The 12,833-nt window shown below is 66.1% G+C and carries 11 protein-coding genes; 4 read left to right on the forward strand and 7 right to left on the reverse strand.

Annotated features, from left to right (window positions below):
• Positions 1-19 precede the first annotated feature (19 nt).
• The 4 genes from CXZ05_RS09895 to CXZ05_RS09910 all read right to left on the reverse strand — a co-directional run bounded on the left by CXZ05_RS09895 (position 20) and on the right by CXZ05_RS09910 (position 4,158).
• On the reverse strand, positions 20-523 hold the full coding sequence (locus CXZ05_RS09895) for a DUF456 domain-containing protein (protein WP_102972442.1): 504 nt from the start codon (positions 521-523) through the stop codon (positions 20-22).
• A 127-nt stretch (positions 524-650) separates the two neighbouring features.
• Positions 651-1,856, reverse strand: coding sequence for an NADP-dependent malic enzyme (locus tag CXZ05_RS09900; RefSeq protein ID WP_102972443.1), 1,206 nt, complete (start codon positions 1,854-1,856; stop codon positions 651-653).
• 291 nt (positions 1,857-2,147) lie between these two features.
• Complete coding sequence (locus CXZ05_RS09905) at positions 2,148-2,729, reverse strand: TetR/AcrR family transcriptional regulator (RefSeq protein WP_258006527.1); 582 nt, start codon at positions 2,727-2,729, stop codon at positions 2,148-2,150.
• 139 nt (positions 2,730-2,868) lie between these two features.
• Positions 2,869-4,158, reverse strand: coding sequence for an MFS transporter (locus tag CXZ05_RS09910; protein ID WP_102972620.1), 1,290 nt, complete (start codon positions 4,156-4,158; stop codon positions 2,869-2,871).
• 215 nt (positions 4,159-4,373) lie between these two features.
• Between CXZ05_RS09910 and rraA the strand changes: the two genes are divergently transcribed.
• From rraA to CXZ05_RS09925, 3 genes are all read left to right on the forward strand, one after another.
• Positions 4,374-4,862 carry a ribonuclease E activity regulator RraA gene (gene rraA, locus CXZ05_RS09915; RefSeq protein WP_102972444.1) on the forward strand — a complete coding sequence of 163 codons (489 nt, stop codon included), beginning with the start codon at positions 4,374-4,376 and terminating at the stop codon, positions 4,860-4,862.
• Positions 4,863-4,991: 129 nt separating this feature from the next.
• A complete protein-coding gene (locus tag CXZ05_RS09920; RefSeq protein WP_102972445.1) occupies positions 4,992-6,656 on the forward strand; it encodes an MDR family MFS transporter in 1,665 nt (554 codons plus the stop codon).
• Positions 6,657-6,909: 253 nt separating this feature from the next.
• Entirely contained in the window at positions 6,910-8,346 is a 1,437-nt protein-coding gene (locus CXZ05_RS09925; RefSeq protein WP_102972446.1) for a sugar porter family MFS transporter, read from the forward strand.
• Between the two features lie 115 nt (positions 8,347-8,461).
• On the opposite strand, the gene CXZ05_RS09930 is transcribed toward CXZ05_RS09925, so the two are convergent.
• The 3 genes from CXZ05_RS09930 to CXZ05_RS09940 form a co-directional block, all read right to left on the reverse strand.
• Positions 8,462-9,688, reverse strand: a complete 1,227-nt coding sequence (locus tag CXZ05_RS09930; protein WP_102972447.1) for an MFS transporter — start codon at positions 9,686-9,688, stop codon at positions 8,462-8,464.
• A 61-nt stretch (positions 9,689-9,749) separates the two neighbouring features.
• Complete coding sequence (locus tag CXZ05_RS09935) at positions 9,750-10,193, reverse strand: MarR family winged helix-turn-helix transcriptional regulator (protein ID WP_102972448.1); 444 nt, start codon at positions 10,191-10,193, stop codon at positions 9,750-9,752.
• A 68-nt stretch (positions 10,194-10,261) separates the two neighbouring features.
• A complete protein-coding gene (locus CXZ05_RS09940) occupies positions 10,262-11,302 on the reverse strand; it encodes a LacI family DNA-binding transcriptional regulator (protein ID WP_102972449.1) in 1,041 nt (346 codons plus the stop codon).
• A 208-nt stretch (positions 11,303-11,510) separates the two neighbouring features.
• On the opposite strand from CXZ05_RS09940, the gene CXZ05_RS09945 reads away from it, so the two are divergent.
• Positions 11,511-12,830: an ABC transporter substrate-binding protein gene (locus CXZ05_RS09945; protein ID WP_102972450.1), complete on the forward strand. Its 1,320-nt coding sequence runs from the start codon at positions 11,511-11,513 to the stop codon at positions 12,828-12,830.
• Positions 12,831-12,833: the final 3 nt, after the last annotated feature.

Raw genomic sequence — 12,833 nt, forward strand, 5'->3', positions numbered from 1 at the left:
TGCTAACGGCGGGCCGGAACTACGCCGAAGCGGCACCCACCCACACGCCCACCACCCAGGTGCTGGCCGCGAGGCAGGCCAGGCCGAACTCCACGAGCATTCCCAGCCCGGTGGCTTTCAGGGCCGCCCAGCTGGAGGTCAGCGCTGCCCGGAAGTTTCGCGTGCGCTGGACTTCGCTGAGCAGCAGCCCGGCGGCAAAGCCAACGAACAGGCCCACCACGGGAATGACGAACATGCCGGCGATACCCAGCACCACCCCGACGGCGACGCTCCGGTTGGGAATCCGGTGCTCCTTCAGCTTGCGGCCGGCGAGGACGGCGCTGGCCGCCATGCCTGCCAACACAAACACCATGCCCACGGCGAAAACCACCCAGCCGGTCACGCCCTCGCCGCCCCAGATTGCCCACGCCAACAGGCTCAGACCGATGAGGAAACTGCCGGGCAGGACAGGGATGACGGTGCCGGCAACGCCAACCAGGATTGCCAGGCCGCAGAGGACGGTCACGAGCGTTTGGGCGTTCATGCCCCCAGTCTAGGGCGGGGCAGCCCGGGGCTTGGTCCGCGGAACGCGGACTTTGCCGGGAACGACGACGGCGGCGCCTCCCCAGCACGGGAGGCACCGCCGTCGGGCTCTAGTGAGCCCTGCGCCTTTAGTTAGCTTCGGCTTCGACCGCCGCGGCAACAGCGGCCGTGACGGCCGGCGCCACGCGCGGGTCCAGCGGGCTGGGCACAATGTAGGACGCGGACAGCTTGTCATCGGCCAGTTCAGCAATGGCGCGGGCCGCGGCGACCTTCATCGCGGGCGTGATGCGGCGTGCACCGGCGTCCAGGGCGCCGCGGAAAATGCCGGGGAACGCCAGGACGTTGTTGATCTGGTTGGGGAAGTCGCTGCGGCCGGTGGCCACCACTGCGGCGTACTTGGAGGCGACCTCGGGCAGGACTTCGGGGTCCGGGTTAGACAGTGCGAACACGATGGAGCTGTGGTTCATCAGCTTCAGGTGCTCCTCGTCCAGCTTGGAGGAGGAAACACCGACGAAGACGTCAGCGCCCAGCAGGGCTTCCCCGGGGCCGCCTGCAATGCCGCGCGGGTTGCTGCGCTGCGCCATCTGGGCCTTCTTGCTGGCGGGATCGGCGGCGATGTCGGCACGCTCGGAGTTGATCACGCCGCGGGAATCCAGCAGCACCACGTCCTCGATGCCCGCGGTGAGCAGGATTTCGGCGATGGCAATGCCCGCGGCGCCGGCACCGGAGATCACCACGCGGAGCTCCTCGAACCCGCGGCCGGTGACCTTGGCTGCGCCGGTCAGCGCGGCGAGGACCACGACGGCGGTGCCGTGCTGGTCATCGTGCATGACGGGGCAGTCCAGGGCTTCAATGAGCTTTTCTTCCAGCTCGAAGCAGCGCGGGGCGGCGATGTCCTCGAGGTTGACGGCGCCGAAGCTGGGGCGCAGCCGGACGAGGGTTTCCACGATCTCGTCCACATCGGTGGTGTTGAGGACCAGCGGGATGGAGTCCAGCTCGCCGAAGGCCTTGAAGAGGGCGGACTTGCCCTCCATGACGGGCAGCGAGGCGCTGGGGCCGATGTTTCCCAGTCCGAGAACGGCCGTGCCGTCGCTGACGACGGCCACGAGGCGCTGGGCCCAGGTGTGGCTCTTGGCGAGTTCCGGGTCAGCGTGGATGGCCCGGCTGACCTGGGCAACGCCGGGCGTGTAGGCGATGGAAAGGTCCCGCTTGTTGCTGAGGGGGACGGTGCTGGCGATGGAAAGCTTGCCGCCCTCGTGGGCAGCGAAAATTTCCTGGTCAGTCAGCTCTGCGGCTGCGCTGGTGTCATTGGTAGCGATAGTTTCAGTGGACACGTCGTTGTCTCCTGTGGCTAGCCGTGGGCGCACGGCACAGTATGGCTCAAGCATTCGAGGCTCAAGATGGTCAGATACGCGCTTCCGCTGACGGCCCAAAGGTGGCGGGTTCCGTCAGAAAGCCAGTGGAGCTGGTGGGTGCTGGCCACTCCGCTACTGCCATGTTAGACAGGACAAAGGCCCGCCTCCTGCCATTTCGGACCTGTTGGACCGAACGGAACGCACTTAAAGCTGATTTGTGGCCCACTTCACCGCTTTCGCACCTTTTATGACGCCACCGGTCTAGACCGGTTACGCGGTATGCCGCACCAGACGGGGCGCCGACACCAGCAGGGTGCACGCCTTCTTCAGGTCTTCCTCAGCCTCAAACAGAGACAATCGACGGCAGCGCACCGACTGGACTAGACCGGTGAGGGTCGGCAGCAGGACCCGGGCGACAGCAGGGTCGCCACACACGGCGGTGACGGCGCGTTCAGCCAGGGAATCGATCTCGCGCAGCAGGCCGGTGGTGTCCCGGTCCTTGAGGTACACAGCTTGGCTGAGGCACTGTTCGACGGCGGGCTGCATGACGCGCATGTGGAATATTTCCATGGCCACACCGGAGAGCGCATGGATTCGGACAGCGCCCGGCCCTGCCCCCGCCTTAAGCTCGCCGAGCTGATGCCGGTACAAGGCCAGCATCAGGTGAGTGGCGGAGGGGAAGTAGCGGTACAGGGTGCCGAGGGGGACGTTGGCCTGGGCGGCAACCTCGGACAGGGTAACGGACTGCAGGCCCTTCCGCGCGAACCCGGCCGCCGCCTCCAGAATCCGGTTAAAGCGGCGCTGCTGCCGGGGAAGGGAGGGCGGGGCGGCCATGGGCGGAAGATCAGGCATAGAGTCAAGCATCATCAGTCCGGAGGTTGAGATTCCTGGTGCAGTCAGGGAGAGCCCCATTCCCGGTCCTGCCGCAATTCGCACTCCACTATACGGCACAGGCTTCTGGGCCCCGTGGGAGCCGTACATGTCCCCGACGCTAGGCAACACCCTTGATCTTGACCACAAAGACGGCGCCCAGCAGGCCGATGACGGCGGCGGCGGAAAACAGTGTGACATAGCCGCCGAAGTACTGGATGGACAGGAAGGCGAGCGTCGGGGCAAACACCTGCGGCAGGGAGGCGGCCACGTTGATAACACCCATGTCCTTGCCCCGGTCGGCGGCCTGCGGCAGGACTTGCGTCAGCAGGGCAAAATCCACCGCCTGGTAGGCGCCGAAGCCGATTCCCAGCACGGCAGCGCCCACCAGTGCACCGGGCCAGACAGGGAAGAAGGCCATGATGAGTCCTGCCATGGCGATGGCTACGGAAGACGCGATCACGAAGGGCTTGCGCCTGCCTACGCGGTCGCTCCACGGTCCGGCCAGCACGGCGGTGGTAATCAGCAGGACTGCGTAAATGCCGGTAAGGACCAGCACGCCCAGGGCCGGGTTCTCGTGGCCGATGATGTCCCGGAGGAAGAAGAACAGGTAAACGATGGTCAGCTGGTTGCCCACGTTCATCAGGAAGCGCGTGAGCCAGGCCCAGGCAAAGTCCGGGTGCCGTGCCGGGCTGATCCAGAAACCCCGAGCGAACGCCTTCAGCTGGAATGGTGGGCGGGCGGACAGTGGCAGCACAGGATCGTTCCGGTGAAACAGGTACGGCAAAACTGACAGCGCGAGGGCCGCGGCACAGAGCCAGTACCCCACCATGTAGTTCCCGGAGACCACCGCACCAAAGACGGCGCCGAGAAGGATGCCAACAGTCTGGCCCATGGCGGCCATCCCGCCAACGGTGGCGCGCTGGGGCACCGGAACGCGGTCCGGAATGGCCGCCGTGATGGCGGCGTAAGCGGCATTCGCACCGAGCTGGACCAGGCACCAGAACAGCAACATCAAGGCAACGGTGGTGGCCCCGGACATTGCCAGCAGTGCCGCCGTCGCCAGGATGGCCCCTGCCAGGACCCACGGGGCACGCCGGCCGAACCCTGAGACCGTACGGTCGGACAGGGCGCCGAACAGCGGATTGGCTACCAGTGAAACCGCGGCACCGCAGCTGGTGACGATCGAAAAGATCGCTTCCTTGCTGGGTGCATCGATGCTGATGGCCTGCTGGCTAATGAAGACGTTGATGGGCCCGAAGAAGGCCGCGTTGATGCCGATGTTGACGAGGACCAGGCCGGTGACCCAGCGCGCGGTGACCTTCCGTTCCGGTTCGGCGAGCGCGGCGGACTGCCGGCTACCCACCAGGCCGGGGTCGGGTACCGCACCGGGTATGTCGGACAGGCTCATGGCGGTCTCCCCCTGGAACATTGTGATGGTGGAATCAGACTATCGTGGGAGCCAACAGCAACGCGGGTGGGCCCACGCCTGCAGGGTTCCCTGGCCGAGCTTGCGAGGTTAGGGTGCAGGCGGGGTCACTTACGGCCCAATCCGGGCACCGCATCCGGCGTTAACTGACCCCGCGTTGCTTTATACCGAGGCCAAAGACTGCCCGAGGAGAAACAATGACCGCTTCGCCTGCCAATGCCGCCGTTAACACCGCCGATCTCTACGATGAGCGCGGCGAGGAGCTGGACTCCGTTTCCCTGCAGTTCCAGTCCCTGGGCGGCCACTCGCATTTCAGCGGCCCTGTCCGGACCGTGCGCTGCTTTGAGGACAACGCCCTCGTCAAGTCCGTCCTCGCCACACCCGGGAATGGCGCCGTGCTCGTCGTCGACGGCGCCGGTTCGCTGCGGACCGCGCTGATGGGGGACCTGATCGCCGCAAGCGCCGTGGCAAACGGCTGGGCCGGCGTCGTAATCAACGGCGCCATCCGCGACCGTGAGGCCATCGCGGAGCTGCCCCTCGGCGTCAAAGCCCTCGGCAGCAACCCCCGCAAGAGCGCCAAGGCCGGGGCGGGAGAGACTGACGTGGACCTGCTGATCGACGGCGTGACCATCAGAACCGGCGCCACGATCTGGTGCGATCCGGATGGAATCCTCATCAGGCGCTAACGCTAAGGAACACACGCGAAGAGCCCGCGGAAAAATTTCCGTTGCTCCGGGGAACAAAGCAGGAAGTAACATAGTTACTGAAAGCAACTATCGAATGCGATCCCCCTTTCTCTTGACCCTGGAGCAGCCATGTCCAAAACCACCGCCGGACCCGCGCCCGGAGAGGCCCTGACGCAGCGGCAGACCATCACCGTCATGGTGGGGCTGATGCTCGGCATGTTCCTGTCCTCGCTGGACCAGACCATCGTGTCCACCTCCATCTACACCATCGCCAACGACCTGGACGGGCTCTCACTCCAGGCGTGGGCGACCACCGCGTACCTCATCACGTCCACGGTCACAACGCCGCTGTACGGCAAGCTCAGCGACATCTTCGGCCGCCGCCCGCTCTATCTCGCCGCGATCATCATCTTCCTCGCCGGCTCGCTGTACGCGGGCTCGGTGCACTCGATGACCGAGCTGGCCATCGCCCGCGGCATCCAGGGCATGGGTGCCGGCGGCCTCCTGGCCCTTGCCCTGACCATCATCGGCGACATCGTCCCGCTCAAGGACCGCGCCAAGTTCCAGGGCTACTTCATGTCCGTGTTCGGCATCTCCTCGGTCCTCGGCCCCGTCGTTGGCGGCGCCTTCGCCGGATCCGAGAGCATCCTGGGCTTCGACGGCTGGCGCTGGGTCTTCTTCATCAACCTGCCCATCGGCCTGGCCGCGCTGGCCGTGGTGTTCCTCTACCTCCACCTGCCCGCCAAGCACGTCAAGCAGCGGATCGACTACTGGGGCGCCGCCGCCATCACCCTGGCGATCGTGCCGCTGCTGCTCGTGGCCGAACAGGGCCGCAGCTGGGGCTGGACCTCGGCCAATTCCTTCATCTGCTACGGCCTGGGCATCGTCGGCATCGTTGCCTTCCTGCTGGCCGAACGCCGCGCGGGGGACTACGCGCTCATCCCGCTGCGCCTCTTCCGGAACGTCACCTTTGGGCTGTCCTCGCTGCTGAACTTCATCATCGGCATCGGCATGTTCGGCGCCATCGCGATGCTGCCGATGTACCTGCAGCTGGTCAAGGGCCTCACGCCCACCGAGGCCGGCCTGATGATGATCACCTTCACGATCGGCATCCTGACCGGCTCCATCACCGCCGGACGCACCATCTCGGCCTCGGGCACCTTCCGGATTTTCCCGATCCTCGGCACCGCCATCCTGACCAGCGCCGCCATCGTCATGGGGCTGTCGCTTGGCGCTGACACCGAGCTCTGGGTCCCCGGCCTGATCGCCGTCTTCTTCGGCCTGGGCCTGGGCTTCTGCATGCAGCCGCTCACCCTCGCGATGCAGGTCTCGGTGCCCTCGAAGGACATGGGTGTTGGCACCTCCACCGCCGCGTTCTTCCGCTCCATGGGCGGCGCCGTAGGAACGGCCGTGTTCATCTCCCTGCTCTTCAGCCTGGCCGCGGACAAAATCGCCAGCGGCATGAAGGACGCCGTGCAGAACGCCGACTACCTCAAGGTCCTGAAGGACCCCGCCGTCGCCGCGGATCCCGCCAACGCCAAGCTCTACGAGTTCTTCAAGAACGGCGCCAGCAACGACTCCCTCAACGACACCAGCTGGCTGCACACCGCGAACCCCGTGCTCACCCGGCCCATCACCGAGGGCTTTGCCCAGTCGATCGACACCGTCATGCTCACCGCCGCCGCCCTTACCGGCATCGCCTTCCTCATCAGCTTCGCGCTGCCGAAGAAGAAGCTCACGGATCCGAAGGCAGTAGCTCAGCGAGCAGGATCAGAATCCGTTTCGGCGCACTAGCCACACCTGCACGTCACGGCAGGCAGCCTTTCGGGCTGCCTGCCGTTCTGTTTCCCCGGAGTCCCCGGCCCTTCGCGGCACAGGACGACGACGACGGCGGGACCTCCCGCCGTCGTCGTCATCCGTCCCGGAGTGGATCAGCGCCCGGTGACGTGGCACACTGTTAGGCGCGTGTGCGCCGGCCGACAGGGCCGGTTTCCGCAGCCGACGACGTTTGCACCGCATCCACCCACCCCCGAACCAAGGGAGAGCCATGTCCACCGACAAGCAGACAACCGCCAAGATCCCCAAGCGGGTGATCTGGCTGGCGCTTGCTGGCGCCGTGGGCGGCTTCCTGTTCGGCTTTGACTCCTCCGTGGTCAACGGCGCCGTGGATGCCATGAAGGACGAGTTCGCGCTCGGCGAGGCCGTCACCGGTTTCGCGGTGGCCGTAGCACTGTTGGGCTGCGCGGCGGGCGCGTACCTGGCCGGCAAGGTGGCGGACCGCTACGGCCGCATCCCCGCGATGAAGCTGGGGGCACTGCTGTTCCTCATCAGCGCCATCGGCACCGGCTTCTGCTTCAGCGTCTGGGACCTCATCTTCTGGCGCCTGGTGGGCGGGCTCGGCATCGGCCTGGCCTCGGTGATAGCGCCGGCGTACATCTCCGAAATTTCGCCCCGCCACGTCCGCGGCCGGCTGGCGTCGCTGCAGCAGCTGGCCATCACCACGGGTATCTTCGCCGCCCTGCTGTCCGACGCCCTGTTCGCCACGTCCGCCGGAGGTGCGCACCAGGCATTCTGGCTGGGCATCGAGGCCTGGCGCTGGATGTTCCTGGCTGCCGCTGTTCCGGCGGTGCTCTACGGCGTGGTCGCCTACACGCTCCCCGAGTCCCCGCGCTTCCTGGTGGTCCAGGGCAAGGAGGACCTGGCCCGGAAGGTCTTCGACTCCATCGCCCCTGATGAGGACACCGACCGCCACCTGCGGGAAATCCGCGAGGCGATCGAGGAGGACCAGCTCGCGGGCAGGAAGGGCTCGCTGCGCGGCAAGGCGTTCGGCCTGCAGGCAGTGGTCTGGATCGGCATCACCCTGTCCGTCCTGCAGCAGTTCGTGGGCATCAACGTGATTTTTTACTACTCGACCACACTCTGGAAGGCCGTTGGGTTCCAGGAGAAGGACTCGCTGACCATCTCGGTGACCACGTCCATCACCAACATCCTGGTCACGCTCGTGGCCATCGCCCTCGTGGACAGGATCGGCCGCCGCCCCATCCTGCTGGCCGGTTCCATCGGCATGGCCGTTTCCCTCGGCGCCATGGCCCTGGCGTTCGCCTCGGCCACGGGCACCGGCTCCGACATCACGCTGCCCGGCGCCTGGGGCCCCGTTGCCCTGGTGGCCGCGAACGTTTTTGTGATCAGCTTCGGCGCATCCTGGGGACCGCTGGTGTGGGTCCTGCTGGGCGAGATCTTCCCGGCCCGGATCCGCGCCCGTGCCCTGGGGCTGGCCGCCGCAGCCCAGTGGATCGCCAACTTTGCCATCACTCTGAGCTTCCCCGTGATGGCCGCAGGCTCGCTGCCGCTGACCTACGCCATGTACGCACTCTTCGCGGCAGCCTCGTTCTTCTTCGTCATGTACAAGGTGCCGGAGACCAACGGCATGTCGCTGGAACAGGCTGAGACCCTGTTTGTTCCGAAGGGGTCCGTCAAGGTCTGACCGGCTTTTGGCTCCTCCGGCATGACGGAAGACGCCCACGTTCCCCGGGACTGTGTTCCCGGGAGCGTGGGCGTCTTTTGCTTTGTGCGTGCCTTCCGGCTGACGGGCTCGCGGCTCAGACCACGTGCGGTTCGTGGGCGGCGAGGTAACGCCGCCCGCCGGCCGCCACGGCCATGGCAACAATCATTGCCGCCGCGCCGGCAAAGAACGGCACCTGCGGCCCGAAGTGCTCGCCAAGCTGCGCCGCTGCAAAGGGCGCCAGGGCGCCGCCCATCCAGCGGACGAAGTTGTACCCCGCCGAGGCGACCGGTCGCGGCGAGTCAGAGACGCCCATGGCCAGCTCGGTGAAGATGGTGTTGTTGACGCCCAGCAGCGCGCCGGAGACCACCACGAGCGCAACAACGGCCGGCACGGAGTGGCCCGCGGCCAGGCCAAGACCTGCCAGGTCCAGCATCAGCAGGAACAGCGTGCCGAGGAGCACCTTCGTGGCGCCGAAGCGGTTCTGCAGCGCCGGAGCCACGAAGACAGAGAAGACGGCGACCGCGACGCCCCAGCCGAAGAACACCCCGCCGATGCCGTACGCGTCCATGCCCAGGATAAACGGGGTGAAGGCGAGCACAGTGAAAAAGCCGTAGTTGTAGAACAGGCCGCTGGCCGCCGTCGTACGCAGCCCCTTGTGGCCGAGGGCCCGCAGCGGATCCGCCAGGCTTATCTTGCGGGCTGGCAACGGGGTCTTCGGAAGCAGCACGGTGAGCGCAATGAAGGCCGCCGCCATCAGCGCTGCGGTGCCGAAGAACGGGGCGCGCCACTGCCATCCCCCGAGGAGGGCGCCGAGGAGCGGCCCCAGTGAGATGCCGAGGCCAAGGGCGGCCTCATAGAGGATGATCGCCGTGCCCGCGCCGCCGCTGGCGACGCCGACAATGACGGCCAGCGCGGTGGCCACGAAGAGTGCGTTGCCGAACCCCCATCCGGCCCGGAAACCGACCAGTTCCCCAACGCTGCCCGACATGCCCGAGAGTGAGGCAAACACCACGATCACGGCCAGCCCGGCCAGCAGGGTCCGCTTGCCGCCGATCCGCGAGGAGATGAAACCGGTGACGAGCATCGCCACAGCGGTGATCAGGAAGTAGCTGGTGAACAGCAGCGAGACCTGGCTGGGGCTGGCATCCAGGTTTTTGGCGATGGCCGGCAGGATGGGGTCCACCAGACCGATGCCCATGAATGCGAACACGGCCGCGAGGGCCGTGGCCCAGACCGCCTTGGGCTGCTTGAGGAATGAGGCCTTCTCAGCCTCGAGGGTGGATTGTGGTGCCGGCAGGGTGTCTGCGAGCTGGCCGTCCATGGAGGGAACTCCTAAGTGTCGTTGATCAGTTCTGGGTCGCTTGTCGGTTTTGAAGGGCTTGTCAGTTTTGGAGCGTGCTGTTGATCTTTTCGATGACCGGGAGGGCGGCCGCCAGGGCGCGTCTGTCGTCATCGGTCAGGGACTCGAGAATGCCGGCCATGACGGCGTTCCGGCGCCGGTTGGCGGATTCGACGGCGTCACGGCCTTGGGCGGTCAGCACAACGCGGACCGCGCGGGAGTCGTCCGGATCCGCTTCCCGGCGGGCCAGTCCTGCCCGCTCGAGCTTGATGACCTGTTCGGTGGCGCTGGGCACCCTGACGCCCAGGTTCCTGGCGATCTCGCCCACCCGGACGCCGTCCTCGAGCAGCATTTTGAGCGTGCTCAGCTGGGCGGCGCTGGGTTCACCGTCCGCATCAAGGCGGCGGACCAGGTACACGCTGTGCCGCAGCGCCTCGCGGAAGTCCTGCGCGAGCTCCTGCAAGGCCGGAGCATTCTTGGATGTCATACTTAGGTATCCTAATAGTTAGGTAACCTAAATGCAACCGTGGAGCGGGAGGGGTGAGCTCCGCCGCTTCAGTTCCGAGTGGGGCCGGCGGGGGCGGGGCCTGTGGTCCTGCGGACGACGAGGCTCGGTGCCACGACGGTCGAAACCGGCTCCCGCCGGCCTTGGATGCGCTCCACGAGCAGCCTCGCCGCCATGGAACCCATCTCGACGCCGGACTGGTCCACGCTGGTGAGGGCAACCTGCGGCAGGGATGCAGCGAAGACGTTGTCGTAGCCCACCACAGAGAAGTCGCCGGGCACACTGATACCCGCCTCATAGAGGCCGGCGAGGACGCCGAGGGCAGCCATGTCGGTGCCGGCATGCACAGCCGTCGGGGGGTGCGGTCGCTGCAGCATCAGCTCCGAGGCATGCTGGCCGCCGGCCTGGTGCCACCGGCCTTCGATCACGTCGACTTCGGGCTCGAGCCCATTGCGCACCATGGCGTCAATGTACCCCTGGGCTCGCACGACCTGCGGCATGCCGTCCTCGTTGTTCTCCCGGCCGACGTGCTTCAGGTGTGCAATGCGGCGGTGGCCGAGTGCGGCGAGATGATCCACGATCAGCGCACTGCCCGCCATGTCGTCGCTGGCCACGGTGTCATAGGACTGACCGGGACCGTGCCGGCCCAGGACAACGGTCGGTGTCGCGCGGCCTATCTCCTCGAGGTCGCCTGCGGTACCGAAGGGCGCGATCAGTAGGAGCCCGTCCATTTTTCGGTCCAGCATGGCCTCGATCATCTGCCGCTGCTGACTGAGCCCCCGGCTCGCCTCGCCAATGAACACCTGGTATCCGCTGACCTCGGCTTCGGCCCGGATGCCCTCGATGAGCACTGACATGAAGGTGTTCTGCAGGTCCACCACAAAGACGCCCAGGGTGAAGCTGCTGCCGCGCATGCCGCGAGCCAGCGCCGAGGGCCGATAGCCCAAAGCGACCATTGAGGCTTCAACCCGGGCTTTCATGGTGCCGCTAACGCCGTACGCGCCGCGGAGCACCTTCGAGACCGCCGCCCTGGAAACGCCGGCGTGCAGGGCAACATCACTGATGGTCGCCCGCTTAATCTGCTCGGACATCGCCCCCCTTCCGGTACACATTAAGGCCGTCCTAGGGAAAATTGTAGACTGATCTACGAAAATCCTTGCTGCACGCTGTGACATGCCTTACAGTGGTTGGAACGTAGACCGATCTACACCAAACACGACCCCGTCGGCCGAGCCCACCCAGAACGATTCTTGAAACGTTCCACGCGAGCTATGCCCGGGGCTTTACGAGGAGGTAAAGATGACCACATCGAACAGGCGGCGCTGGACGTCCCTGGCCGTGGGCGTGACGGCACTGGCAGTGGCGCTGACAGGCTGCGGCGGCGGAAACGCCAGCGGAGGCGGTGGCGGCGAAAAGACCATCACCTGGCTCGTGGACAATACCGAGAACACCGTCACATACGCGGAACAGATCGCCAAAGACTTCACCGCGGCGAACCCCACCATCAAGGTCGAGGTCGAGACCCGCCCGCAGGGCGGCGAAGGTGACAACATCGTCAAGACCAGGCTGTCCACCGGGGACATGGCTGACTTGTTCTCGTACAACTCCGGTTCCCTGTTCCACCAGATCTCGCCGGAGCAGAACCTGGTACCCGTCACCAGCGAGCCCTATATGGCCAACGTCTCCGACTCGTTCAAGCCCGTCGTAACCGCCGGCAAGGAGATCTATGGCGTCCCGGTCGGCACCGGCAACGCCGGCGCCGTGCTCTACAACAAGAAGGTCTACGAAAAGCTGGGCCTGTCCGTGCCCAAGACCTGGTCCGAGTTCCTGGCCAACAGCCGCAAGATCAAGGAAGCGGGCACCGACCCGATCATCCAGACGTACCAGACCACGTGGACCTCCCAGCTGTTCGTCCTCGGTGACTTCGCCAACGTGGCCAAGGCGGACCCGGACTTCGCCGCCAACTACACGGCCAACAAGGCCAAGTACGCCACCGATCCCGCGGCCGTCAAGGGCTTCGAGCACCTCGAGGAAGCTGCGAAGGCCGGCCTGTTCAACAAGGACTACGCCTCCGCCACCTACGCACAGGGGCTCGAGAAGCTGGCCAACGGCGAGGGCGCGCAGTACCCGATCCTGAGCTTCGCCCTGCCGGAGCTCAAGGTGACCTTCCCTGACAAGCTCAACGACATCGGCCTCTTCCCGCTCCCGGGTGACGACGCGTCCAAGAACGCCCTGACCGTCTGGCTGCCGGGCGGCGTCTACATTCCCAAGTCGACAAAGAACCTCGATGAGGCCAAGAAGCTCCAGGCGTTCATCGCGAGCAAGGCCGGCTGCGACTCCCAGACCAAGGCCGTCGGAGCCAACGGCCCCTACCTCGTCAAGGGTTGCGACCTGCCCGAGGACGTGCCCGCCGCAGTGAAGGACATGCTCCCCTACTTCGAGGACCAGTCCAAGAACAGCCCGGCCTTGGAATACCTCTCCCCGGTCAAGGGCCCCGCCCTCGAGCAGATTACCGTCGAGGTGGGCTCGGGCATCCGGTCCGCCAAGGACGCCGCCGCCCTCTACGACGAGGACGTCAAGAAGCAGGCCAAGCAGCTGAACCTGCCGGGCTGGAACTAGCCT

It is taken from the genome of Arthrobacter sp. AFG20, from assembly GCF_002892795.1.
GTDB lineage: Bacteria > Actinomycetota > Actinomycetes > Actinomycetales > Micrococcaceae > Arthrobacter.

Coding starts and splice junctions, on each gene's coding strand:
- CXZ05_RS09895 (WP_102972442.1), bottom strand. CDS start 523: ATGAACGCCCAAACGCTCGTGACCGTCCTCTGCGGCCTGGCAATCCTG.
- CXZ05_RS09905 (WP_258006527.1), bottom strand. CDS start 2,729: ATGCCTGATCTTCCGCCCATGGCCGCCCCGCCCTCCCTTCCCCGGCAG.
- CXZ05_RS09910 (WP_102972620.1), bottom strand. CDS start 4,158: ATGAGCCTGTCCGACATACCCGGTGCGGTACCCGACCCCGGCCTGGTG.
- rraA (WP_102972444.1), top strand. CDS start 4,374: ATGACCGCTTCGCCTGCCAATGCCGCCGTTAACACCGCCGATCTCTAC.
- CXZ05_RS09920 (WP_102972445.1), top strand. CDS start 4,992: ATGTCCAAAACCACCGCCGGACCCGCGCCCGGAGAGGCCCTGACGCAG.
- CXZ05_RS09925 (WP_102972446.1), top strand. CDS start 6,910: ATGTCCACCGACAAGCAGACAACCGCCAAGATCCCCAAGCGGGTGATC.
- CXZ05_RS09930 (WP_102972447.1), bottom strand. CDS start 9,688: ATGGACGGCCAGCTCGCAGACACCCTGCCGGCACCACAATCCACCCTC.
- CXZ05_RS09935 (WP_102972448.1), bottom strand. CDS start 10,193: ATGACATCCAAGAATGCTCCGGCCTTGCAGGAGCTCGCGCAGGACTTC.
- CXZ05_RS09940 (WP_102972449.1), bottom strand. CDS start 11,302: ATGTCCGAGCAGATTAAGCGGGCGACCATCAGTGATGTTGCCCTGCAC.
- CXZ05_RS09945 (WP_102972450.1), top strand. CDS start 11,511: ATGACCACATCGAACAGGCGGCGCTGGACGTCCCTGGCCGTGGGCGTG.